This is a genomic window from Pseudomonas triticifolii, from assembly GCF_014358015.1.
GTDB classification, from domain to species: domain Bacteria; phylum Pseudomonadota; class Gammaproteobacteria; order Pseudomonadales; family Pseudomonadaceae; genus Aquipseudomonas; species Aquipseudomonas triticifolii.
Map to the genome: position 1 here is coordinate 1 of NZ_JACONV010000030.1, position 24,780 is coordinate 24,780.

Annotated in this window: 20 protein-coding genes; 2 read left to right on the forward strand and 18 right to left on the reverse strand. The window is 60.4% G+C overall.

Annotated features, from left to right (window positions below):
• The 7 genes from H8S56_RS22930 to H8S56_RS22960 all read right to left on the reverse strand — a co-directional run.
• On the reverse strand, nt 1-865 hold an 865-nt coding region (locus tag H8S56_RS22930; RefSeq protein WP_187519873.1), incomplete at its 3' end, for an ABC transporter permease subunit.
• A complete protein-coding gene (locus H8S56_RS22935; RefSeq protein WP_024687241.1) occupies nt 862-1,782 on the reverse strand; it encodes an ABC transporter permease subunit in 921 nt (306 codons plus the stop codon). The genes H8S56_RS22935 and H8S56_RS22930, both read right to left, overlap by 4 nt.
• Nucleotides 1,779-2,921 (reverse strand): polyamine ABC transporter ATP-binding protein, encoded by a 1,143-nt coding sequence (gene potA / locus H8S56_RS22940; protein WP_024687242.1) that lies wholly within the window; start codon nt 2,919-2,921, stop codon nt 1,779-1,781. The genes H8S56_RS22935 and potA overlap by 4 nt, the downstream gene beginning before the upstream one ends.
• Nucleotides 2,922-2,977: 56 nt before the next feature.
• Nucleotides 2,978-4,072, reverse strand: coding sequence for a polyamine ABC transporter substrate-binding protein (locus H8S56_RS22945; RefSeq protein ID WP_187519874.1), 1,095 nt, complete (start codon nt 4,070-4,072; stop codon nt 2,978-2,980).
• A gap of 172 nt (nt 4,073-4,244) precedes the next feature.
• Entirely contained in the window at nt 4,245-5,342 is a 1,098-nt protein-coding gene (locus tag H8S56_RS22950; protein WP_187519875.1) for a polyamine ABC transporter substrate-binding protein, read from the reverse strand.
• Between the two features lie 149 nt (nt 5,343-5,491).
• Nucleotides 5,492-6,859: an aspartate aminotransferase family protein gene (locus tag H8S56_RS22955; protein WP_024687245.1), complete on the reverse strand. Its 1,368-nt coding sequence runs from the start codon at nt 6,857-6,859 to the stop codon at nt 5,492-5,494.
• 63 nt (nt 6,860-6,922) lie between these two features.
• Nucleotides 6,923-8,281 carry a glutamine synthetase family protein gene (locus tag H8S56_RS22960; protein ID WP_024687246.1) on the reverse strand — a complete coding sequence of 453 codons (1,359 nt, stop codon included), beginning with the start codon at nt 8,279-8,281 and terminating at the stop codon, nt 6,923-6,925.
• Nucleotides 8,282-8,874: 593 nt separating this feature from the next.
• Between H8S56_RS22960 and H8S56_RS22965 the strand changes: the two genes are divergently transcribed.
• Complete coding sequence (locus tag H8S56_RS22965; protein WP_024687247.1) at nt 8,875-10,251, forward strand: glutamine synthetase family protein; 1,377 nt, start codon at nt 8,875-8,877, stop codon at nt 10,249-10,251.
• Between the two features lie 86 nt (nt 10,252-10,337).
• Here H8S56_RS22965 and H8S56_RS22970 read toward each other — a convergent pair whose 3' ends face one another.
• The 11 genes from H8S56_RS22970 to H8S56_RS23020 form a co-directional block, all read right to left on the reverse strand.
• A complete protein-coding gene (locus H8S56_RS22970; RefSeq protein ID WP_187519876.1) occupies nt 10,338-11,795 on the reverse strand; it encodes an NAD-dependent succinate-semialdehyde dehydrogenase in 1,458 nt (485 codons plus the stop codon).
• Nucleotides 11,796-11,911: 116 nt separating this feature from the next.
• Complete coding sequence (argE, locus tag H8S56_RS22975; protein ID WP_187519877.1) at nt 11,912-13,069, reverse strand: acetylornithine deacetylase; 1,158 nt, start codon at nt 13,067-13,069, stop codon at nt 11,912-11,914.
• Nucleotides 13,066-14,220, reverse strand: a complete 1,155-nt coding sequence (locus H8S56_RS22980) for an NAD(P)/FAD-dependent oxidoreductase (RefSeq protein ID WP_024687250.1) — start codon at nt 14,218-14,220, stop codon at nt 13,066-13,068. The genes argE and H8S56_RS22980 overlap by 4 nt, the downstream gene beginning before the upstream one ends.
• Entirely contained in the window at nt 14,217-15,626 is a 1,410-nt protein-coding gene (locus H8S56_RS22985) for an FAD/NAD(P)-dependent oxidoreductase (RefSeq protein WP_187519878.1), read from the reverse strand. The genes H8S56_RS22980 and H8S56_RS22985 overlap by 4 nt, the downstream gene beginning before the upstream one ends.
• Entirely contained in the window at nt 15,605-15,916 is a 312-nt protein-coding gene (locus tag H8S56_RS22990) for a (2Fe-2S)-binding protein (RefSeq protein ID WP_024687252.1), read from the reverse strand. Before H8S56_RS22990 ends, H8S56_RS22985 begins: the two co-directional genes overlap by 22 nt.
• Nucleotides 15,913-17,754: an ABC transporter ATP-binding protein gene (locus H8S56_RS22995; RefSeq protein WP_187519879.1), complete on the reverse strand. Its 1,842-nt coding sequence runs from the start codon at nt 17,752-17,754 to the stop codon at nt 15,913-15,915. The genes H8S56_RS22990 and H8S56_RS22995 overlap by 4 nt, the downstream gene beginning before the upstream one ends.
• Before the next feature lies 1 nt (nt 17,755).
• Nucleotides 17,756-18,619 carry an ABC transporter permease gene (locus H8S56_RS23000; protein ID WP_024695185.1) on the reverse strand — a complete coding sequence of 288 codons (864 nt, stop codon included), beginning with the start codon at nt 18,617-18,619 and terminating at the stop codon, nt 17,756-17,758.
• Entirely contained in the window at nt 18,616-19,572 is a 957-nt protein-coding gene (locus H8S56_RS23005) for an ABC transporter permease (protein WP_024687255.1), read from the reverse strand. Before H8S56_RS23005 ends, H8S56_RS23000 begins: the two co-directional genes overlap by 4 nt.
• A 30-nt stretch (nt 19,573-19,602) precedes the next feature.
• Entirely contained in the window at nt 19,603-21,240 is a 1,638-nt protein-coding gene (locus tag H8S56_RS23010; protein ID WP_024687256.1) for an ABC transporter substrate-binding protein, read from the reverse strand.
• A gap of 94 nt (nt 21,241-21,334) precedes the next feature.
• The gene (locus H8S56_RS23015; RefSeq protein WP_187519887.1) at nt 21,335-22,609 is read right to left on the reverse strand and encodes an NAD(P)/FAD-dependent oxidoreductase; all 1,275 of its coding nucleotides are present in this window, start codon (nt 22,607-22,609) and stop codon (nt 21,335-21,337) included.
• Between the two features lie 63 nt (nt 22,610-22,672).
• Complete coding sequence (locus H8S56_RS23020) at nt 22,673-23,341, reverse strand: haloacid dehalogenase type II (protein ID WP_187519880.1); 669 nt, start codon at nt 23,339-23,341, stop codon at nt 22,673-22,675.
• Between the two features lie 558 nt (nt 23,342-23,899).
• On the opposite strand from H8S56_RS23020, the gene H8S56_RS23025 reads away from it, so the two are divergent.
• The gene (locus H8S56_RS23025) at nt 23,900-24,757 is read left to right on the forward strand and encodes a GNAT family N-acetyltransferase (protein WP_187519881.1); all 858 of its coding nucleotides are present in this window, start codon (nt 23,900-23,902) and stop codon (nt 24,755-24,757) included.
• Nucleotides 24,758-24,780 lie beyond the last annotated feature (23 nt).

The window sequence follows — 24,780 nt, forward strand, 5'->3', positions numbered from 1 at the left end:
GGCGTGGGTCGGGTTGTTTCCATGAGTCGGCAGCGCTTTCCTCGATGGCTTGCTGGATTGCACGCTTGCGGTTGTTTTCGGCACGACGGCTGAAGAACCAGACCAGAAAGGTCGCCATCGACACGGCCAGCAGAATCAGACTCGCCACGGCGTTGATCTCAGGCTTCACACCCAGACGCACCGCCGAGAACACTTCCATCGGCAGGGTGGTCGAGCCTGGTCCGGAAACGAAGCTCGCCAGCACCAGATCGTCCAGCGACAGCGCAAACGACATCATGCCGCCCGCCGCCAGCGATGGCGCGATCATCGGGATGGTGATCAGGAAGAACACCTTCCAGGGGCGCGCGCCGAGGTCCATCGCGGCCTCTTCGATCGACAGGTCCAGCTCACGCAGCCGCGCCGATACCACCACCGCCACATAAGCGGCACAGAACGTGGTGTGCGCGATCCAGATGGTCACGATGCCACGTTCCTGCGGCCAGCCGATCAGTTGCGCCATTGCCACGAACAGCAGCAACAGCGACAGACCCGTGATCACTTCCGGCATCACCAACGGTGCCGTGACCAGCCCGCCGAAGAAGGTCCGACCCTTGAAGCGTGTGATACGGGTCAGCACGAACGCCGCCATCGTCCCCAGCGCCACTGCCGCAATGGCGGTGTAGCAGGCGATTTCCAGCGAGCGCATCACTGAGCCCATCAGTTGCGAGTTGTCCAGCAGGCCGACGTACCATTTCACCGACCAGCCACCCCAGACCGTCACCAGTTGCGAGGCGTTGAACGAGTAGATGACCAGAATCACCATCGGCGCGTAGATGAACAACAGGCCGAGGATCAGCACCAGGTTCGAAAATCGAAAGCTCTTCATGCCTTGCCCTCCAGTTCTTTGGCCTGACTGCGGTTGAACAGGATGATCGGCACGATGAGCACCAGCAGCATGATGACCGCCAGCGCCGAAGCCACGGGCCAGTCACGGTTGTTGAAGAATTCCTGCCACAGCACGCGGCCGATCATCAGGGTTTCCGGACCGCCCAGCAGCTCGGGAATCACGAACTCGCCCACCACGGGGATGAAGACCAGCATGCAGCCGGCGATCACACCGTTCTTGGACAGCGGCACCGTGATTTTCCAGAAGCTGTTGAAGGTGCTCGAACCCAGGTCGGACGCAGCTTCCAGCAGGCTGGTGTCGTGTTTCACGAGGTTGGCATACAGCGGCAGGATCATGAACGGCAGGTAGGAGTAGACCACGCCGATGTACACCGCCAGATTGGTGTTGAGGATCTGCAACGGCTCGTTGATCAGGCCCAGCCACATCAGGAACGCATTGAGCAGGCCGTTGTTGCTGAGAATGCCCATCCAGGCATAGACGCGGATCAGGATCGCCGTCCAGGTCGGCATCATGATCAGCAGCAACAGAACGGTCTGGATATCCTTGCGCGCATTGGCGATGGCATAGGCCATCGGGTAGCCGATCAACAGGCACAGCAGCGTGCTGATGAAGGCCATTTTCAGCGAGCCCAGATACGCCGAAACGTAGAGGTCATCGCCGCTGAGCAAGGTGTAGTTGGCGAGGTTGAGCACCAACTGCAGCTTTTCATCGGCGTAGCTGAAGATTTCCGTGTACGGCGGAATCGCGACGTCGGCCTCGGCGAAGCTGATCTTGATGACGATCAGGAACGGCAGGGCAAAGAACAGGAACAACCAGAGGAACGGCACGCCAATGACCATCTGCCGGCCAGTGGGCTTGATGCGCTCGAAGGCGCGCTTGATCTTGCGAATTTTCATGAGCGCAGTACCACGCCGCTGTCGTCTTCCCACCACACGTAAACTTCATCGCCCCACGTCGGCCGTGCGCCCTGACGCTCGGCGTTGGCCACGAACGACTGCACCAGCTTGCCACCGGGCAGTTCGACGTAGAACACCGAATGGCCACCCAGGTAGGCGATATCGTGAACCTTGCCGCGCGACCAGTTGTACTCGAAGGACGGCTGCTCGGTGGTGACCAGCAGTTTTTCCGGGCGCAGTGCGTAGGTGATGCTCTTGTCTTCCACGGAGGTGCTCACGCCATGGCCGACATAGATATTGCGCTCAAGCTCGGGACTGCGGATCAGCGCGTGGCCTTCCATGTCCTCGATCACTTCGCCTTCGAACAGGTTGACGCTGCCGATGAACTCACACACCAGTCGGCTGGTCGGGGTTTCGTAGATGTCGATCGGGCTGCCGATCTGGGCGATCCAGCCCAGGTGCATGATCGCGATCCGCTCGGCCATGGTCATGGCCTCTTCCTGATCGTGGGTCACCATGACGCAGGTCACGCCTACGCGCTCGATGATTTCCACCAGCTCCAGCTGCATCTGCGAACGCAGTTTCTTGTCCAGCGCGCCCATGGGTTCGTCGAGCAGCAACAGCTTGGGCTTCTTGGCCAGCGAGCGAGCCAGCGCCACACGTTGACGCTGACCACCCGAGAGCTGATGCGGCTTGCGCCTGGCGTACTGGGTCATCTGCACCAGCTTGAGCATTTCGGCCACGCGGGCGTCGATTTCCGATCTGGACAGCTTGTCCTGCTTGAGGCCGAAGGCGATGTTGTCGGCCACGGTCATGTGCGGAAACAGCGCGTAGGACTGGAACATCATGTTGATCGGACGCTCATACGGCGGCATGTCGGTGATGTCGACGCCATCGAGGTAAATACGGCCCTCGGTAGGACGCTCGAAACCGGCCAGCATACGCAGTAGCGTGGACTTGCCGGAGCCCGATCCGCCGAGCAGGGCAAAGATTTCGCCCTTGTTGATTTGCAGGGACACATCGTCCACAGCAATCGTCTCGTCGAATTTTTTCGTGACGCGATCGATCTTGACCAGCACCTGTTTGGGTTGCTGACCGCCTTCGAGGGCTTTCTTGTAGGCGCCGGAGGCAACTGCCATGGGTGAAACTCCCAACATGATAGGCAACCCGGCCAAGACGGCCGGGCGCTGGATTGTTATTTGCCCGACTTGACCTTGGTCCAGCTGCGGGTCATCAGACGTTGCACCTTAGGTGGCAACTCGCTATTCACGAACAACCGGTCCAGCACGTCCTGAGGCGGATAGACCGCGGCGTCAGTGCGGATCGTCTGATCCATGAACTCACCCGAAGCAGGGTTGGGGTTGGCATAACCGACTTCATCGCTGACCTGGGCGATCACTTTTGGATCGAGCAGGTAATTGATGAAGGCGCTGGCGGCCTTGATGTTCTTCGAGTCAGCCGGAATGGCCAGCATGTCGAACCACAGATTGGCGCCTTCTTTCGGGATGCTGTAGGCAAGCTTCACACCCTTGCCTGCTTCTTCGGCACGAGCCTTGGCCTGGAACACATCACCCGAGAAACCGGCCGCCACACAGATGTCGCCGTTGGCGAGGTCAGTGATGTATTTGGAGGAATGGAAGTAGGTCACGTAAGGACGAATCGCCATCAGCTTGGCTTCGGCCTTCTTGTAGTCAGCTTCCTTGGTGCTGTTGGGGTCAAGCCCGAGGTAGTTGAGCATGGCCGGCAGCATCTCGTCGGCGGAGTCCAGAAACGCCACGCCACAGCTGGACAGCTTCTTGATGTTCTCAGGCTCGAACAGCACCGACCAGGAGTCGATCTTGTCGACGCCCAGCGCGGCCTTGACCTTCTCGACGTTGTAACCGATGCCGTTGGTGCCCCACAGGTAAGGCACGGCGTACTGGTTGCCAGGGTCGTTCTTCTCCAGGCGCTTGAACAGCGCCGGGTCCAGGTTCTTGTAGTTGGGCAGCAGCGACTTGTCGAGCTTCTGGAACGCGCCCGCCTTGATCTGCTTGCCCAGGAAGTGGTTGGACGGCACCACCACGTCGTAGCCGGTGCGTCCGGCCAGCAGCTTGGCTTCCAGGGTTTCGTTGGAGTCGAACACGTCGTACATCGGCTTGATGCCGGTCGCCGCTTCGAAGTCCGCCAGCGTGGTCTTGCCGATGTAATCGGACCAGTTATAAATATGCACGGTGGATTCAGCCTGAGCACTGGCTGCCAGTGTCAGCCCGGCGCTCACCAGCAAGGCTTTGGAGAAATTAGAAATAGACAAAACATGAATCCTTTTAACAGAGAGGCCTGAAAGCCGGATGGCATCCGGACGACAAAACCGGCGCGCAACTTACCGTCTATGAGTCCAACCAGCAAAGTTTTCGGCAATTTTCCTGTCTGTTGGAAGCTGCGCGGCCGAGGGCTACGCAGCTTCCACAGGTTTCATGACAGGCTTATTTACCTGATTTGATCTTGGTCCAGCTGCGGGTCATGATCCGTTGGGTCGCGGCGGGCAGATCCGCGATGGCATACAGTTTGGCCTGTACGTCAGCAGGCGGGTAAACGCCTGGATCGCTGGTGATTGCCTTGTCGACCAGAGGCGTGGCGGCTGCGTTACCGTTCGGGAAGCGCACCGCGTTGGTGATCTCGGCCATGATTTCCGGCTTCATCAGGAAGGTCATGAACTTGTAGGCACCGTCGACGTTTTCGGCATCCTTGGGAATGGCGACCATGTCGTAGAAGCTGCCAGCGCCTTCTTTCGGAATGTTGTAGCTGACCTTGACCTTGCCGCCCGCTTCTTCAGCACGGGATTTGGCCTGGTAGATGTCACCCGAGTAGCCCACGGCTACGCAGATGTTGCCGTTGGCAAGGTCCGAGATGTACTTGGACGAGTGGAAGTAGCCAATCGAAGGGCGGATCTTCATGAACAGCGCTTCGGCTTCGGCCAGTTGCTTCTTGTCCTGCGAGTCGGTCGGGTAGCCCAGGTAATGCAGGGCAATCGGCAGCATCTCGGTAGGCGAATCGAGGAAGCTGATGCCGCACGACTTCAACTTGGCAGCGTTCTCGGGCTTGAACAGCAGGTCCCAGGAGTTCACCGGAGCGTCGGCACCCAGCGCGGCCTTGACCTTGTCCGGGTTGATGCCGATACCGATCGAGCCCCACATGTACGGGAAGGCGTGCTTGTTGCCCGGGTCGCTGACCGACACGGCCTTGAGCAGCGATTCGTTCAGGTTCTTCCAGTCAGGCAGCTTGGACTTGTCCAGTTCCTGATAGACGCCGGCCTTGATCTGCTTGGCGAGGAAGTTGTTGGACGGCACGACGATGTCGTAACCGGATTTGCCGGCCAGCAATTTGGCTTCGAGCGTCTCGTTGCTGTCGAAAACGTCGTACACCACCTTGATGCCCGATTCCTTCTCGAACTTGGCAATGGTGTCCGGTGCGATGTAATCGGACCAGTTATAGACGTGCAGCACCTTGTCATCAGCCTGTGCAGCACTGGCCATGACGCCCATCAGGGACAGAGCGAGAAGGGTCTTGCCAAATTTTTTCATGCGTAGCTCCAATGTTTTTTATCACTGACCGATTAGATTAGCGGCTTGTAGCCAGTAGTCTGGCAAGTTAATGGGCAGGCTTTCAAGCCGACACCTGTCGAACAACCCCTGGCAGGCTTGAAAACACCCTTTGCAGCCCCACACGCTCCCTACCCTTCCAGTGCCGCCAGCGTCAGGTCCAGGCACTTGCGAGCTTTTTCGATCAGTTCGTCAATCTGCTCAAACGTGATCACCAGAGGCGGGGCAATGATCATGGTGTCACCCACGGCCCGCATGATCAGGCCATTGTCGAAGCAGAAGGTTCGACAGATCATGCCTGCGCCCTTATCGGTGTAACGCTCGCGCGTCGCCTTGTTCCTGACCAGCTCGATGGCGCCCAACAGGCCGACACCGCGCACTTCGCCCACCAGAGGGTGATCATTCAACTCACGCAAACGCTTTTGCAAATATGGTGCCGTTTCCGACTTGACCCGCTCGACGATCTTTTCTTCACGCAGAATACGAATGTTCTCCAGCGCCACAGCGGCGGCGACCGGATGCCCTGAATACGTGAAACCATGGTTGAAATCGCCGCCCTCGTTGAGCACGGCCACGATTTCATTGCGCACCACCAGACCGCCCATGGGCACATAGCCTGAGGTCAGGCCTTTGGCGATGGTCATCATGTCGGGCTTGAGGCCATAGAAATCGCTACCGAACCACTCACTGGTGCGGCCGAAACCACAGATCACTTCATCAGCAACGAACAGAATGTCGTAGCGCGACAGGATCTCCTTGATCTTCGGCCAGTAGGTGTCAGGCGGCACGATCACGCCGCCTGCGCCCTGAATCGGCTCGGCGATGAACGCACCGACATTGTCCACGCCCAGTTCGAGAATTTTCTTCTCCAGTTGCTCCGCCGCCCAGATGCCGAACTCATCCGGCGTCATGTCACCGCCTTCTCCAAACCAGTACGGCTGCGGGATGTGAGCGATACCGGGAATCGGCAGGTCGCCCTGCTCGTGCATGTAGGTCATGCCACCCAGGCTTGCGCCCGCCACCGTGGAGCCGTGGTAGCCGTTGATGCGGCTGATGATGGTCTTCTTGTTCGGCTGCCCCTTGAGCGCCCAGTAATGACGAACCATACGCAGCATGGTGTCGTTGCCTTCGGAGCCGGAACCGGTGAAAAACACGTGGTTCATGCCCTCGGGCGCGATATCGGAAATCGCCTTGGCCAGCTCCAGTACCGGCGGGTGAGCGGTCTGGAAGAACAGGTTGTAATAAGGCAGTTCACGCATCTGCTTGCTGGCAGCGTCGGCCAGCTCTTCGCGGCCATAGCCGATGGCCACGCACCACAGGCCGGACATGCCATCCAGAATACGATTGCCTTCGCTGTCCCACAGGTACACGCCGTCGGCACGGGTGATGATGCGCGGGCCTTTCTCTTTCAGTTGTTTGTAATCGCTGAACGGTGCCAGGTGATGCTCGCTACTCAGGGCTTGCCATTCGAGGGTTTGCGGGTTGTGGTTGGCACTCATGCAGCACTTCCTTAATCAAGTCAGTAAGTCGAACGCCGCCTCGCACAGCGGCGCTCTACCGGGTCAAACAGCGAAGAGCAGGAACTCGCGTTCCCAGGAGCTGATCACGCGCTTGAAGTTCTCATGCTCGGCGCGCTTGACCGCGACGTAACCAATGATGAATTTCTTGCCCAGGTATTTTTCGATGGTCTTGCTGTTTTCCATCCGCTCCAGCGCGTCCTCGATGGTCAGCGGCAGGCGCAGGTTGCGGCGCTCGTAACCCCGGCCCACCACAGGCGCGCTTGGATTGATGCCCTCGACCATGCCGATGAAGCCGCACAGCAGGCTGGCGGCAATGGCCAGGTAAGGGTTCGCGTCGGCACCTGGCAGGCGGTTTTCCACCCGACGGTTCTGCGGCCCGGCGTCCGGCACGCGCAGACCGACAGTGCGATTCTCTTCGCCCCACTCCACGTTCACGGGCGCAGAAGTGTCCGGCAGAAAGCGGCGGAACGAGTTCACATTGGGCGCGAACAGCGGCAACAGCTCGGGAATGAATTTCTGTAGGCCACCGACGTGGTTGAGAAACAGCTCGCTCATCGTGCCGTCTTCATTGGAGAAGATGTTCTTGCCGGTCTCGATGTCGATGATGCTCTGGTGCAGGTGCATGGCGCTGCCGGGCTCGCCGGTCATGGGCTTGGCCATGAAGGTGGCCGCCACATCATGCTTGAGCGCCGCTTCGCGCATGGTGCGCTTGAACACCAGAATCTGGTCGGCCAGTGACAGGGCATCGCCATGACGGAAGTTGATTTCCATCTGCGCAGTGCCGTCTTCGTGGATCAGCGTGTCCAGGTCCAGGTTCTGCAGTTCGCACCAGTCGTAGACGTCTTCGAACAGGGGATCGAACTCGTTCGCCGCTTCTATGGAGAACGACTGGCGACCGGTTTCCGGACGCCCCGAGCGGCCGACCGGAGGCTGCAGCGGGTAGTCGGGGTCGTCGCTGCGCTTGGTCAGGTAGAACTCCATCTCCGGCGCCACGATAGGCTGCCAGCCTTGGTCGGCATAGAGTTTGAGCACTTTCTTGAGCACGTTGCGCGGCGACAGCTCGATGGGGTTGCCTTGTTTGTCGTAGGTATCGTGAATGACCTGCGCGGTCGGCTCGATGGCCCAAGGCACCAGATACACCGCGTTCTGGTCGGGACGGCAGATCATGTCGATGTCGGCAGGGTCCAGCAACTCGTAGTAGATCTCGTCTTCTACGTAGTCGCCGGTCACCGTCTGCAACAACACGCTTTCAGGCAGGCGCATGCCTTTTTCAGCGATAAATTTGTTGGTCGGTGAGATCTTGCCGCGCGTGATTCCGGTGAGGTCGGACATCATGCATTCGACTTCGGTGATCTTGTGTTCTTTCAACCAATCGGTGAGCTGGTCGAGGTTGGTACTCATAAATACCTCAGGGTTTTGGTGTCCTGATCGTGATCAGGCGTTTTTCAGACGCATCGGCGTCATGGTGTACAACTCGTTTAAGGAGCCAAGAAGGCGTAAGGTGACACCTGCACTAACATATTTCCACACAGCCGCCGTCACACTGGCGGGGCCGCTATAGTGATAGTGTCGAGCATTAAAAGTGGAATGAGTGACGCCCAATGGCAATACGGGTGGCTTCGCAACCTCTGCCAGTGCAGCATGAGCACAGGTACCACAGGCATGATGACCGTTGTGCAGGTCGAACATCCTCGTGCCGGTCAAGGGAAGGCGAAACATTGAACCCCCGGTATTATTGATTTATGGGTTGCAATCGAGCTTAGCCGTGTTCATTTTTTTATACAACAACCCGTTAAAAATAAAAGACAGGCCGCTCTAGCTCCAATTTAACAACGGCTTCAGCTTGAATAAAACGCCCCAAATGGCAGCAAAAAAGACTGTTTTGCGCCGTTTCAGGGCAGATTAAAGCGCTATTGACTTCATCATGGCTTTCGGATTGACTGAGACCCGTAACCATTGATGATTGATATTTTTAACAACAAAGGTGTTGCATCATGTCGGTACCCCCGCGTGCCGTTCAGCTTAACGAAGCGAACGCGTTCCTTAAGGAACATCCTGAGGTTCTTTACGTTGACCTTCTGATTGCAGATATGAATGGTGTGGTGCGTGGCAAACGCATCGAACGCACCAGCCTCCATAAGGTTTACGAGAAAGGCATTAACCTGCCGGCCTCTTTATTTGCTCTGGATATCAATGGTTCCACGGTGGAAAGCACCGGCCTGGGCCTGGACATCGGTGATGCTGACCGAATCTGCTATCCAATTCCCGACACCCTGTGCAATGAACCTTGGCAAAAGCGCCCTACTGCGCAATTGCTGATGACCATGCATGAACTGGAAGGCGATCCGTTCTTCGCCGACCCGCGTGAAGTTCTGCGCCAGGTCGTGGCCAAGTTCGATGAAATGGGCCTGACCATCTGCGCAGCGTTCGAGCTTGAGTTCTACCTGATTGATCAGGAGAACGTGAACGGCCGCCCACAACCTCCGCGCTCGCCGATCTCCGGCAAACGCCCGCATTCGACACAGGTCTACCTGATCGACGACCTCGACGAATACGTCGACTGCCTCCAGGACATTCTGGAAGGTGCGAAAGAGCAAGGCATTCCGGCCGACGCCATTGTCAAGGAAAGTGCCCCGGCGCAGTTCGAAGTGAACCTGCACCACGTGGCCGACCCTATCAAGGCGTGCGATTACGCCGTGCTGCTCAAGCGTCTGATCAAGAACATCGCCTACGACCACGAAATGGACACGACCTTCATGGCCAAGCCCTATCCGGGTCAGGCAGGTAATGGTCTGCACGTCCACATCTCGATCCTGGATCGCGATGGCAAGAACATCTTCACCAGCGAGGATCCCGAGCAGAACGCCGCATTACGTCATGCGATCGGCGGTGTGCTCGAGACCCTACCGGCGCAGATGGCGTTCCTGTGCCCGAACGTCAACTCGTACCGCCGGTTCGGTGCTCAGTTTTACGTACCCAACTCGCCGACCTGGGGCCTGGATAACCGCACGGTTGCGATCCGGGTTCCGACCGGCTCTGCCGACGCTGTACGTATCGAACACCGCGTTGCCGGTGCCGATGCCAACCCTTATCTGCTCATGGCTTCAGTGCTGGCAGGCGTGCACCACGGCCTGGTCAACAAGATCGAGCCCGGCGCGCCCGTAGAAGGCAACTCCTACGAGCAGCATGAGCAAAGCCTGCCGAACAACCTGCGCGATGCCCTGCGCGAGCTGGATGACAGTGCGGTCATGGCCAAGTACATCGACCCGAAATACATCGATATCTTCGTGGCCTGTAAAGAGAGCGAGCTGGAGGAATTCGAACACTCCATCTCCGACCTCGAGTACAACTGGTACCTGCACACGGTCTGATTCAGGCTGAGCAACAAAAAACGCCGCAGGCTCGTTGAGCCTGCGGCGTTTTTCGTGGTGTCAGAGGCGTCTTCTCAGACCAGCCCTCACAACCCGCCGACGTGGAACGCCTTCACTTCAAGGTACTCATCCAGGCCGTAGCTGGAGCCTTCACGGCCCAGACCGGACTGTTTGACCCCGCCAAACGGCGCGACTTCCATCGAAATGATGCCGGTATTGAGCCCCACCATGCCGAACTCCAGCGCCTCGCCAAAACGCCATGAGCGGCGCAGGTCCTGGGTGAAGTAATACGCGCCAAGCCCGTAAGGCGTGGCGTTGGCCAGTGCCAGCGCCTCGGCTTCGTCGGTAAACCGCATCAGCGGTGCGACCGGGCCGAAGGTTTCTTCGTTGGCCAGCAGCATGCCTGCGTGAGCCTCGCCCAGCACAGTGGGCTGGACGAACTGGCTTTCGCCGTCCGGCAGGCCGCCACACAACAGTTTCGCGCCCTGGCTCAGAGCGTCGTCAATGTGCCGGGCCACTTTGCTGACCGCCGCCGGATTGATCAACGGGCCAATGGTCACGCCCTCTTCCATACCGTTGCCGACCTTGAGCTTGGCGACCTCTTCCACCAGGCGGGCGGCAAACCGGTCGTAAATGCCGTTCTGCACCAGAATGCGGTTGGCGCATACGCAGGTCTGTCCGGCGTTGCGAAACTTGCTGAGCATGATGCCGGTAACGGCCTGCTCCAGATCGGCGTCGTCGAACACGATAAAGGGTGCATTGCCGCCCAGCTCAAGGCTCAGGCGTTTGATGTGCTCGGCGCTCTGGCGCATCAGCAGACGCCCGACCGGAGTGGAGCCGGTGAACGAAATTTTGCGTACCACCGGGTTGCTGGTCAGCTCTTCGCCGATGCCGGTCGGCATGCCGGTGATGACGTTGAACACCCCAGCCGGAATGCCCACGCGCTCGGCCAGCACCGCCAGCGCCAATGCCGACAGCGGAGTGAGGTCCGAGGGTTTGACGATGATCGGACAGCCTGCGGCCAGGGCGGGTGCGCACTTGCGGGTGATCATCGCGTTCGGGAAATTCCACGGCGTGATGGCGGCACAGACACCGACCGGCTGTTTGAGCGTCATCAGGCGACGGTCTGCACTTGGCGCAGGAATGGTCTCACCGTACGAACGACGGGCTTCCTCGGCGAACCATTTGACGAAGCTGGCACCGTAGCGGATTTCGCTCCGCGACTCGTTCAGCGGCTTGCCCTGCTCAAAGGTCATGATCAAGGCCAGGTCTTCAACGTTCTCCAGCATCGCCTGATGCCAGCGCTCCAGCAGACCTGCACGCTCGGCGGCAGGACGGGCGCGCCAGGCAGGCCATGCGCGATCAGCGGCTTCGATGGCGCGACGGGTTTCAGCGCCTTGCAGCGCCGGGACCTGAGCGATGACATCGCCCGTAGCCGGGTCGGTAATGTCCAGCGTCGCGCCATCGTCGGCCACGATCCACTGCCCATCGACGTAGGCGCGTTCCACCAGCAGGCTGGGGTCTTTCAGTTGAGTCTTGAGCATGATCGAGTCCTGTTCCGGGATGACTGCCAGTCTAAGCAGCCATCACAGTCCAGGATGCTGAAAGCGGGGAATGCGGGCGGCAAACGATGCTGAATTTCGCGCCCGCACGGCAGCCTCTACTGCTTCAGCGAACCCAGCAGACTTTGCAGAAAACGCTCGCCGGCGTTCATCTGGCTCTCTTCGATAAACTCGTCAGGCTTGTGCGCCTGCTCGATCGAGCCCGGTCCGCAGACCACCACCGGCACGTTGAGCCGCCCGGCGAACAGGCCGCCTTCAGTGCCGTACGAGACCTTGATGTGCTGCGTGCCAGGCTCGGCAAACGCGTGCAGCATGCGCACCGCTTCAACCGTGGGATGGGTCTCCAGCGCCGGGTATTCGTTCATGATTTCAATGTCGATGGCCGCCACGCTGGACAGCTGTCGGGCTTCTCGGACCAGCACCTCGGCGCGCTCGCGCAATTGCTCCAGCAACTGGTCGGGATCATCACCCGGCAGGTTGCGGTACTCGAACTCCAGCGTGCAAAGGTTAGGCACAATGTTCAGCGCCTTGCCGCCATCAATGCGGCCGATGTGCACGGTGCTGTACGGAATGTCATAGCCTTCGTCGCGCACGCCCTGCTGCTCGACCTGCTTCTGGCTCTTGCGCAGTTCGGCAATGAAATCGCTGGCCAGATGGATCGCGTTGACCGCTCGCGGTGCCAGCGAAGAGTGTGCTTCCTGACCCCGGCAATAGGTGCGATACGAACTCTTGCCCTTATGGCCAACGGCAAACTGCATCAACGTCGGCTCGCCGACCACACACAGAAACGGCCGCACGGGCGCGAGATGCAGAACGTCCAGCAAGCGCCGCACGCCGACACAGCCGATTTCCTCGTCGTGGGACAAGGCCAGTTGCAGCGGACGCGTCAGGTTCATGCCCGCCGCATCGAGCATGGCGTCGATGGCCAGCGCGATAAAGCCTTTCATGTCACAGGTGCCGCGCCCGTAAATGCGCCCGTCCCGCAGCGTCGCCTGGAAAGGCGGCACGGTCCACGCCTGACCGGCAGCGGGGACCACGTCGGTGTGTCCCGAGAGCAAAACGCCGGGCTGCTCTCGCGGCCCGGTGCTGGCGAACAGGTTAGCCTTCTTGCCGGTCTCGTCCTTGACGATCAGCGACTCGATGCCTTGGGTCGCCAGCAGGTCACGAACGTAGTCGATCAGCGCCATGTTCGATTCGGACGAGACCGTTTCGAAGGCAATAAGACGTTTGAAGATGTCCAGCGCACGCGGTGTCATGAGGCTTTACTCGCAAGTTCTGAGAAGGCAGCAAAACGGCGGATATCGAACGGGCTGATCAGGGTGCTGGTGCTGCCGGTGCTGATCAGTTCAGCCATGACATCGCCCACGCCCGGGCCGAGCTGGAAGCCGTGCCCGCAGAAGCCGAACGCGTAATACAACCCATCGACCTTGCCGCTGGGCCCCATGATCGGCAGCGAATCCGGCGTGTAGCTTTCGATGCCGCTCCAGACCCGGATGATGTTCAGGTTGCCGACGCCGGGCAATAGACGACGCATCTGCTGCATGTGATTGATGAGGCTGTTGGGGTCGAAATACGCACGGCGGTTGACCATGTCCGGCTTGGTGCGGATGCCGCCGCCGATCACGATATTGCCGCGTGCGATCTGGCGGTAGTACACCACCTCATGCGGGATTTTGGTGAAGACGCCAATCACCGTTGGCAGCGCGTATGGCACCGGCTCAGTGACCGACATCTGCGGACCAAAGGTTTCCAGCGGAACGGGCTCGCCGAACTGCGACGAAAGCTTTTCGCCCCAGGCCCCAGCAGTGATCAATAATTGATCAGCGGTGAAGATGCGACCATCGACGGTGGTGACCTGAAATTCCTTGCCGACCTTTTCGACATGCAGCACTTCGGTGCGTTCTTCGATACGTGCGCCCGCGCGAATCGCAGCCCGGGCCCAGGCAGGCGCAGCCAGACGCGGGTTGGCGTGGCCGTCGTGGGGCGCGTAGGAGCCGCCTTTCACGTCCGGCCCCAGAAACGGAAAACGTTCGTGCAGTTCCTTGCCACGATAGACCTTCAGGTCCAGTTCTCGCGCCTGCGGTGCGGCCGCGTAGGCGTCGAGTTCTTCGATTTCATCCTCGCGGTAGCACACGCGCATATGGCCGCTGGGCAGAAACTCCAGGTCCTCGCCAATCAACTGCGGCAGCCGCTTCCACAGCGCCCAGGAACGATTGGCCAGTTCAAGTTGGTCCAGATGACGGCCCTGACGACGCACGTTGCCGAAGTTCACGCCGCTGGCGTACTGGCCGATCACATCGCGCTCAAGCAGTGTCACCGACTTGCCGCGCTGACGCAGGAAAAACGAAGACGCCGCGCCCATCACGCCGCCGCCGACAATCAGTACATCGACCTTGGGCTGCTTCATGACACCACCTCGTCTGTCATCATCGACAACGGTTTGACCGGGGCCTGACCGCGCTGGCGGCCGACCTGTTCGACCGGTACGCCGGATTCGGCAGCGATCACCTCGGCCCCGGCCTGGGAGCAGTAACGCCCCTGGCAGCGGCCCATCCCGACCCGGCTGAATGCCTTGGCGCGATTGACTTCGCAGGCGCCCTTTTCGCGCACCACGCCGCGCAGTTCGCCCGCGCTGATCATCTCGCAACGACAGACAATGGCCTCGTCGGGCAGCGCCTTTGCCTGTGCAGCCGGCCAGGGAAACGCTTCCATCAGGCCGACACGGAAACGATCCATGACGTCCAGGTTCTGCCGCAAGTTATCCACACGCTGGTTATCCACAGGCTTGCCAAGGTCGGCCAGCAAGGTCAGCGCGGCCAGTCGCCCGGCCTGTTCGGCGGCGTCAGCGCCTCTGATTTTTGCGCCATCGCCTGCGGCGTAGACACCCGCCACTGACGTACGTCCGTCATCATCGACGGCCAGCACCCATTGCCCGGACGCTTCGTCGAAACGCAGGCCACAACCGGCCAGGTCAGCCAGCTGGGTTTCAGGTCGCAGGTGATAACCCAGCGCCAGCGCGTCGCAATCCAACGTCAGGGCATTGCCATTGGCGAGCCGCACGCGCACGCCGGTCACACCGCCCTGTTCGTCACCCAGAATTTCTTCGGGCTTGATCCCAAGGTGCACCGGCACCCTGGCGCGATACAACTGAGCCAGCAATTTCATGCCGTTGAACAGCAGCCCCGGACGCGCCAGCAACTTGGGCATCGCGCCGATGCGCTTGCTGAACGGCGAGGTGTCGAGCACCGCTGCCACGTCGGCACCGGCTTTGACGTACTGACTGGCGACCAGGTACAGCAAAGGGCCGCTGCCCATGAAAACGACCTGGCGACCGATGGAAACCGACTGCGACTTGAGCGCAACCTGCGACCCGCCCAGGCTGTAAGTGCCTGCCAGTTGCCAACCCTTGATCGGCATCAGGCGGTCGGTTGCCCCCGCGCACAGCATCAGCGCGTCGTATTCCACAACCGTGTGCAGGCCCTTGCTGACGCAGCACAGCTGGCCAGCCGTGAGGTTCCAGGCCAGGGTGTCGGGCCGGTAATCGATCTGGCTGCGCAGGCGATCAAAGCTTTCGTGCAGGTCGCGCGCCTTGGCCGATTCGGTGCCGTACAGCGCCGAATAATCCCGCTTGAAACCCTCAGGCTGGCGACGGTAGATCTGCCCGCCGTCACGACGGTTTTCATCGATCAGGATCGGCTTGATGCCTGCGGCCAGCAGGGTTTCTGCGCAGCGGGTTCCGGCAGGACCGGCACCGACGATGACCACACGGGGGCTGCCCGTGTGGCTGACATTCAGCCGTGGAGAAGTGGCCATTTCGCCTCCGGTTGTGTGGTGACGATGTCGAGCCCGTCGCGGACTTCGTTGGAGCAGGCGCGCAGGCGCTCGCCGCTGCGCGTCCAGACCCAGCAATCCTGGCAGGCACCCATCAGGCAGAAGCCCGCCCGACGCCCCGAGTCGAACTCGGACTGGCGCAGGGCCGCACCGTTGGTCAGCAGCGCCACCATCAAGGTATCGCCCTGCAACGCTTCGATGGGTGCGCCATCGACCGTCAGGCTGATTACAGGCCGATCACGCTCGCCCAGTCTTACAAAACGGCTGTTCATGCGTAGGCTCCAATGATTTCCGGATTCAGGTTGTCCTGACGCGCGTGCAGCTCGTCGCTGTCGCGGTGGCAAAGAATCTCGCTGCCACCGGCTATCACGCGACGCCCCGGTGCCGTCTTGTTGCACAGGCCTTCGACACGGACCGGGCAGCGATTGAGGAACGTGCACAGGTCGGGGGTGCTCGACGGCGCGCTGATCGGTGGCAACTTGCCGCTGGTCACGCCGCAGCTTTCCAGCCAGCCCTGGCGCAGCTCAGGCACCGAATGCACCAACAGGTCGGTGTACGGATGGAACGGCGTCTGACTGAACGCATCGCGGCTGCCTTCCTCGACCTTGTGGCCGCTGTACATCACCACGATGTCATCGCACAGCGCCCGCACCGTCGAGATGTCGTGGCTGATGAACAGATAGGACACCCCCAGCTTGCGCCGCAGGTCGCCGAGCAGTTCGAGGATGCAAGCACCGACCACGGTGTCCAGCGCCGAGGTGACTTCGTCGCACAGAATCAAATCCGGCTTGGCCGCCAGCGCGCGGGCCAGATTGACGCGCTGCTTCTGACCGCCAGACAGTTCGCCGGGACGACGGTCGGCCAGCTCGCGCGGCAGACGCACCAGGTCCATCAGCTCATGGATGCGGTCACGCAGCGCCTTGCCCTTGAGGTTGAAGTACATCTTCAGTGGCCTGGCCAGAATCGCGCTGACGCTGTGCATCGGATTGAGCGCCGTGTCGGCGTTCTGGAACACCATCTGAATACGCCGAAACTGGTCTTTGGTTCTTCCTGCCAGCGTGCCGGACAGCGCTGCACCGTCAAACGTCAGGCTGCCGTGGGCTGGGTCGAGCAGGCCGGCGACCACGCGGGCCAGGGTCGACTTACCCGAGCCGGATTCGCCGATCACGCCAATCGCCTGGCCGCGACGAATGGTCAGATCGATGTCTTCCAGCACCCGGATCATCGGCATGCCTTGCAGGTTCTTCTTGCCGTAGCCTGCCGTCAGGCCCTTGATCGTCAGCAGGGTGCTGTCCTTGACCATGTCGCTGGCCGGCGACAGCTTTGCGTCGGGCCGGGCAGCGTCGAGCAGGCTGCGGGTGTAGGGGTCTGCCGGCCCCTTGAGCAAGGCGGTGGTGCTGCCTTGCTCGATAATCTTCCCGCCATTGAGCACGACAATCTGGTCAGCCATCTGCGCCACGACCGCCAGGTCATGAGAGACATAGACCGCCGTCGCGCCGCGATCACGCACCACACGCTTGAACGCACGCAGCACGTCGATCTGGGTGGTGACGTCCAGCGCGGTGGTCGGCTCGTCGAGGATGACCAACAGCGGATCACTGATCAGCGCCATGGCTGCCATGACCCGCTGCAACTGCCCGCCCGACACTTGGTGCGGATAGCGCTGGCCAATGGTTTCCGGGTTTGGCAACGCCAGGTCGCGGAACAGATCGACGGCTTTTCGCTGGAGGTCCGAGCGACTGCCCAGACCATGAATCAACGCGCCTTCGATCACTTGGTCGATCAGCTTTTTCGCAGGGTTGAAAGCCGCTGCAGCGCTTTGCGCGATGTAGGAAACCCGATTGCCGCGCAGGCTTTGCAACTGGCTTTCAGGCAGGCTGAGCATGTCGTGCTCACCGACCTGAACCACGCCACCGGCCAGCTTGCAGCCGCGCCGCGCATAGCCCAGCAGCGCCAGGGCAATGGTGGTCTTGCCGGAGCCTGACTCACCGATCAGCGCCAGCACTTCGCCTTTCTCCAGCGCGAAGCTCACGCCTTTGACGATCTCCAGCTCACCTTTTTCGGTGTCCGCCACGACGCGCAGGTCTTGCACCCGAATCAATTGACTCATCTCAGTGCCCTCCCGAGCGTCGGCTGCGACGGGACGAAAGCCGGTCGATAAACAGGTTCACGCCAATGGTCAGCGAGCCAATGGCCAGCGCCGGAATCACGATAGCCGGCGCGCCCTGATTGAGGCCGCCGATGTTCTCGCGCACCAGCGAGCCCAGGTCGGCATCCGGCGGTTGCACGCCCAGGCCCAGAAAGCTCATGCCGCTGAGCAGCAACACGATGAAGCCGAAACGCAAGCCCAGGTCAGTCAGCACCGGGTTGAGCATGTTCGGCAGGATTTCTCGACAGGCCACATACAGGCGGCCTTCGCCACGGGTGCGCGCCACTTGCACGTATTCCAGCGCTTCAATGTTCACCGCCATGCTGCGGGCGATGCGGAAAGCCCCCGGTGTGTAACTCAGCACGGCAGTACACACCAACAGGATTTCGGAAGAGCCGAACGCAGACACCATGATCAGCGCGAGCATTTTGCTCGGGATCGAAATGAAGGCGTCCATGAGGCGGCTGATGATTTCATCCAGCCACCTGGGCGCGACCACCGATAACAGCGCGCAGATCGTGCCGATGCCGCTGGCCAGAACCGCCGATATCAAGGCCAGGCCAACGGTGAAGCGTGCGCCGATGATGACCCGGCTGAGCATGTCGCGGCCCAGGTAATCGGTGCCGAACGGGTACGCTGCACTCATGTTTTCAAACACGTTGTCGGACACCACTTCGCCCACGGCGTGTGGCGCAAGCCAGGGTCCGAACAGCGCAATCATCAGCCACAGGAAGCAGACCGAAGCGCCTGCCAGTCCCAGCCAGGCGATCTTGCGCGGCGCCACGACGGCAGCGGCGGGCGTCGATGTCTCAATGATCGGATTCATTGGTTTCTCAGCCTCGGGTTGGAAAGAATTGCACACAGGTCGGCCATCAGCACCAATCCCAGGTAGGCGGCGCAGAACAGCATGGTGCAGCCTTGAACGAGGGCCATGTCGCGGTTGGTCACGGCATCGACCATCAGGCTGGCAATCCCTGGGTAGTTGAAAATGGTCTCGACGATGACCACACCGCCCAGCAGGTACGAAAGACTCAACGCAATGGCGTTGACGATAGGGCCGATGGCGTTGGGCAAGGCGTGCCGCAACACGATACGCACGGGACTGACGCCCTTGAGGCGCGCCATTTCCACGTAAGGACTGTCGAGCTGGTCAATGACGGCGGCACGTGTCATGCGCGCCATCTGCGCGACGATCACGCAGCACAGAGTCATGACCGGCAAGGCATAGGTGCGGATGAACTGCAGCGGTGACGTGACGTCACCGCCATAGGACAAGGCCGACAGCCAGCCCAGATTGACGGCAAACACCAGCACTGCAAGGGTCGCCACCAGAAACTCCGGCACGGCCACCAGCGCCAGCGTGATGAAGTTCAGTGCGCTGTCGATACGCCCGCCACGGCCCATTGCCGCGCCGATGCCCAGTGTCAGGGCAACCGGTACGGACACCATCGCAGTGGTCGCAGCCAGCATCAGCGTCTTGGGGAAACGGCCGGCAATCAGATCGGACACCGGCATCGCGTTGGACACCGACTCGCCCAGATTGCCGCCCAGCAGGTTCATCAACCAATGCAGGTAACGCACCACACCCGGTTGATCCAGGCCCAGTTTTGTACGCAATGCCGCGACCTGTTCAGGCGTCGCGAATTGCCCCAGTGCCTGTTGCGCCGCGTCTCCCGGCAGCACCGCCGTAATGGCGAAAACCACCATGGAGACGATCAACAGCGTCACGATCGCAGCGCCGAAGCGCTGCAGGATCAACCAGAGTGTGTTGCTATTCATCTGCATCCTCCCGCTCGGTTACGGCTGCGTTTACGCGTCCAGCCAGACCTGCTCGCTGAACATGTAGCCCATGAAACCGCCCAGCGGATTGCTGGAATAGCCCTGGATACGCTTGTCCACGCCGTCGATGTTGCTGATGAATACCGGGATGCCGATGCCGCAGTTCTGGCTGACCAGCGCCTGCATGTCGCCGTACATTTTGGCGCGCTTCTCGTCGTCGGTTTCACCGCGGGCCAGCATCAGCAACTGGTCGAACTGATCGTTCTTCCAGCCCGATTCGTTCCACGGCGCCGAAGACTGGAAGAACTGCGAGAAGATCACGTCGGCATTCGGGCGCGGGTTGATGTTGCCGAAGCTCAACGGGTGCTTCATCCAGTGGTTGGACCAGTAGCCGTCGCTTGGCAGGCGGTTGACATTGAGCGTCAGCCCGGCCTGTTTGGCCGATTGCTGCAGCAGCACGGCGATGTCGACCGAACCGGTCGCGGCAGGCGAAGCGGCAACGGCCATGGTGATCTTTTCCATGCCTGCCTTTTTGAGCAGGAACTTCGCCTTTTCAGGGTCATAGGCGCGCTGCGGCAGGTCGGCATTGAAGTAACGCGAACCGGGTGCAATCGGGTGGTCGTTGCCAACACGGGCATAACCACGGAACACGGCGGATTTGACCTGTTCACGGTCCAGCAGGTACTTCATGGCCTCGGTGAATTCCGGGCTCTTGCCGGGCATCTGGTCCTGACGAATGATCAGGTCCGTGTAGTTGCCCGACGGCGCATCGACCACGCGGTGTGTCGAGCTGGCGGCGATACGGGTGGTGGAGCGCGGGTTGACCTCGTTGATCATATGCACATCGCCAGCCAGCAGCGCGTTGACCCGCGAAGGCTCGTCGGCAATGGCGATGAATTCGATCTCGTCCAGATACGGCAGGCCCGGCTTCCAGTAGTTGGGGTTGCGCACGCTGACCGAACGCACGCCAGGGTTGAACTCCTTGACCTTGAACGGACCGGTGCCGATGCCCTTGCTGAAATCGGTCGTGCCCTCGGGCACGATCAACAGGTGAGAAACCGCGAGGATCGAAGGCAACTCGGCGTTAGGCGAGCTGAGGGTGATCTGCACTTCCAGCGGGCCGGTGGCCTTGATCTCGGAGAACTGCGCCATCAGCGGCATCACTTTGGAGCCGGTGGCCGGGTCCTTGTGGCGCGACAGGGAGAACACTACGTCGCCTGCGGTCAGCGACTTGCCATCGTGGAAGGTCACGTCCTTGCGCAGGGTGATGGTCCAGACGGTGGCGTCCTTGTTGTCGATCTTCTCGGCCAGCTCCATGTGCGGAACCAGGTGGCTGTCGAAGCGGGTCAGGCCGTTGTAAAACATGTAGTGACGCACATAGTCGGTGGACAGTGCGCCTTTGGCCGGATCCAGCGTATCGGCGGTAGAACTGGACATGCCCGCCACACGAATACGCCCGCCCGGCTTGCCTTTGACAGGCGCTGCTGCGTCGTCCGCAAACACCTTGCCAGCGGCACCAAACAGGCTGGTGGAACCTGCTGCGACCACACCGGCAACACCCAGCATCCGTAATGCATCACGACGCGAAAGGCCGCGATTGAGACCCTCGAAAACACGCAGGCTGTCTTCACCTGTGATCAGCGGGGAATCGTTTTTCTTGTCAGCCATATCAGTTCTACCTGTCGAAAAAGGGAAATTCCGAGTTGCTGGCGGTTGTCCGCAGCGTCCTTCACACACACACGACGACGGTGAAACAAAACACTCAGTGACGACTGTCCTGGTAACGGTAGTAAGCACCGACCAGAGGCAGAAACCACGGTTTGCCGAAATGCCCGGGAATGGCCGGCCAGTTCAGGTCTTTCCAGGGATTGGCTTGCGCCTTGCCTTCCATGACATCAGCCATGACTTGCCCCATGTGCACGGACATCTGCACACCATGGCCGCTGTAGCCCATCGAGTAGAAGACGCCGTCGTGCTCGCCTGCACGCGGCAAACGATCGGACGTCATGTCGACCAGACCGCCCCAGCAGTAATCGACTTTCACATGCGCCAGTTGCGGGAACATCTGGATCATGGCCGCCTGCAGCACCTTGCCGCTCTTGGCGTCGGAGCTGCTATTGGACATGGCGAAGCGTGCCCGTCCGCCGAACAGCAAACGGTTATCCGGGGTGAGACGGAAATAGTTGCCGATCAAACGGCTGGTCACGTACGCACGCTGGTGGGGGAACAACTGGTCGATCAAGGCTTGCGGCAGCACTTGCGTCACAATGACAAAACTGCCGACCGGCACGATGCGACGGCGAAACCAGCCCAGCCCGCCGTGCTGACAGGCACCTGTCGCCAGGAAAACCTGACGGGCCTGAATCGAGCCTTTGGAGGTATTGACCACAAAGCCATTGCGGTTGGCTTTCCAGTCCTTGACCGTCGTGTCCTGATAAACCCGAGCGCCATGACGCACGGCAGCCTCGGCCAGCCCCAGGCCAAAACGACCGACGTGAATCTGCACACCATTGCGCTGTAACAGGCCGCCGTGAAACTCGTCCGAACCAATCTCGGATCGCACATCCTGCGCCGAGAGCAGCTCGACATCGGCATCGACCTCGCGACGAATCAGCTCGCAGGTGCGTGCCAGGCCTTCGTAATGACCCGGCTTGGCGGCCAGTTTCAATTTGCCGTTGCGCTTGATGTCGCAGGCAATGTTTTCCTGCTCGATCACGCTGACAACGCTTTGCACGGCGCTTTCATAGGCCTGGTAAAACTGCCGGGCCTGAGCCGCGCCCAGTGTTGCGCTCAACGAGGCATAGTCCTGCGCCACGCCGGTATTGCACTGCCCGCCATTGCGGCCAGACGCTTCGCCGATGACCCGGCCAGCATCCACCACTACCACGCTGGCACCTTTCAAGGCCAATGCACGCGCCGCCGAGAGTCCGGTGAAACCACCACCGACCACCACCACGTCAGCCTGCCCCTCCACTGCGCCAGCCTGCGCGCCGGTAAAGTCTGGAGCCGTATCGAGCCAGTAGGACTCACTGCGCATCTTGTTCCCCTTGTCACTCATGGAAGAGCACCTTGAAAAATGCCGTCTTGCCTTGTGCCGCGCTTACAGCCCGACCAGCCCGGCCAGACCGCCGATGTCCGGAATCTGGTGGTACTGGAACGAGCTGTGCGCAGGCTGTTCGTGACCACGCGCCACAAACGCCTTGTTCTTGATCTTCATGTCGTGGGCCGAGAACAGGTCGTAACGGAAGCTGGAGGACACATGCAGGACGTCTTCAGGACCGCAGCCGAGGTTATCGAGCATGAACTCGAACGCTGCCAGGCGCGGCTTGTAGACCTTGGCCTGATCGGCCGTGAACACTTTGTAGAACGGCGCGCCGAGCTTTTCGACGTTGGACATGATCTGGCTGTCGCTGGCGTTGGAGAAAATCACCAGCGGAATCTTGTCGGCAATCTTCGACAGACCGGCCGGCACATCGGCGTGCGGACCCCAGGTCGGAACGGCGTCGTAATACAGCTGGCCTTCCCCACGGTATTCAACATTCCAGCGCTTGCAGACACGGGACAACGAAACTTTCAGGATCTCGTCGTAAGGCATCCAGTCACCCATGACCTGATCCAGGCGATACGCCGAGAAATCCTTCACGAACTGATCCATCTGCTCGGCCGGAACACGGTCGGCGAAGAGTTCGCGCGTCATGGTGCCCATGTGGAAATTGGTCAACGTGCCGTAGCAGTCGAACGTAATGAATTTTGGTCGAAGAAAGCTCATTGTGTGCGGTCCTGAAAGTTCGTTGGGGTCATGGCATGACGAGCAGTTTCGGCCCTGATGCAAGGACCGCGTTGCACGCTGCAACACACCCTCATTACAACACCGTGAAATCAGCATATGGCGTTAAAAGTGATGGCTGCTTGATAGAAAGCACCGTTTTGAGGTGCGCGCTCAGCAGACTTTGCGGGGCGCTCCAGCCTTGGGCAAACCCCGGTTTTCAGTGCTTTTTTGACCCGTTTCAGGGCGCTCGCGCTCAAACACGCGGCTTTGCACCGCAGATACTGCGCCTTTGCAACCGCCGTTGCTCAGCACAATGTACGGCGCGCAGAACAGCCTGGTTCACGCCACTATATAAGGCAGGCCATGCGCCGAAAAATCACAAGCATTTGCTGCCGGACCTTCGGCCGATTTAAGCAGTAACTGTGGTCTGGCGAGCTGCCAATCGTGAAATCTACCGAATGTTTGCCGCCCTCTTGTCACCCCGTTCCGCAGGTGGGATACAGCAGGTCTGCCGCATCCTTTATATCGCCTGTGCATCCTTCTGGAGGGAGACACATCATGCTCGCCCAGCAACGCCTCGACTTTGAATACCGCCCGATGACTGCCGCTGATGTGGTCAGCGCCCACGAGCTGTCTATTGCCCTGAAATGGCCGCACCGACTCGAAGACTGGGCCATGCTGCAACGTGTTGCCCAGGGCTTCGTTGCGCTGCACAACGGCCGGTTGATCGGCAGCGCCTTCGCCTGCCATCAAGGCAAGTTCTCAACCATCGGACTGGTGATCGTCAGCGACGATTATCAAGGCAAGGGCATCGGTCGCAAGCTGATGGACATGGCGGTTGGCAGCGTTCCACCGCGCACCGCCATCCTCAACGCCACACTCGCGGGCGCACCGCTTTACGCCAAGATGGGCTTCGTGAGTTTTGGCGAGATCCAGCAGCATCAGGGTCAAGCCCAGTTGCCCACACCGACCGACCTGAAGGCTGGCGAGCATTGTCGCCCGCTGACCGAAGCCGATCATGCGCGCGCCCTTGAACTGGCCAATGCGGGTACCGGAATGGATCGCTCGACGGTTCTGAGCGATGTACTCGGCAACCTCGAACATGCGGTCTGCATCGAGCGCGGCGGTCAATTGCAGGCCTTCGCGCTGATGCGCCCGTTCGGCCGCGGCCTGTGCATAGGCCCGGTGGTTGCCGAGGACACAGAGCAGGCAAAACACATGATCGAACAATTGCTGGCCAAGGTGCCCTACGCCTTCGTGCGCATCGACATTCCCACCGATTGCGGGCTGGTGGACTGGCTGGAAGAAGCCGGTCTCAAACGTGTCGATGCTGTGACTTGCATGAGCATGGGCGCCGCTCCGCAACCGAGCCAGGGCGTACGCCAGTTTGCGCTGATTACCCAGGCGATTGGTTGAGCACAGCAGTGCTCTACGACGTA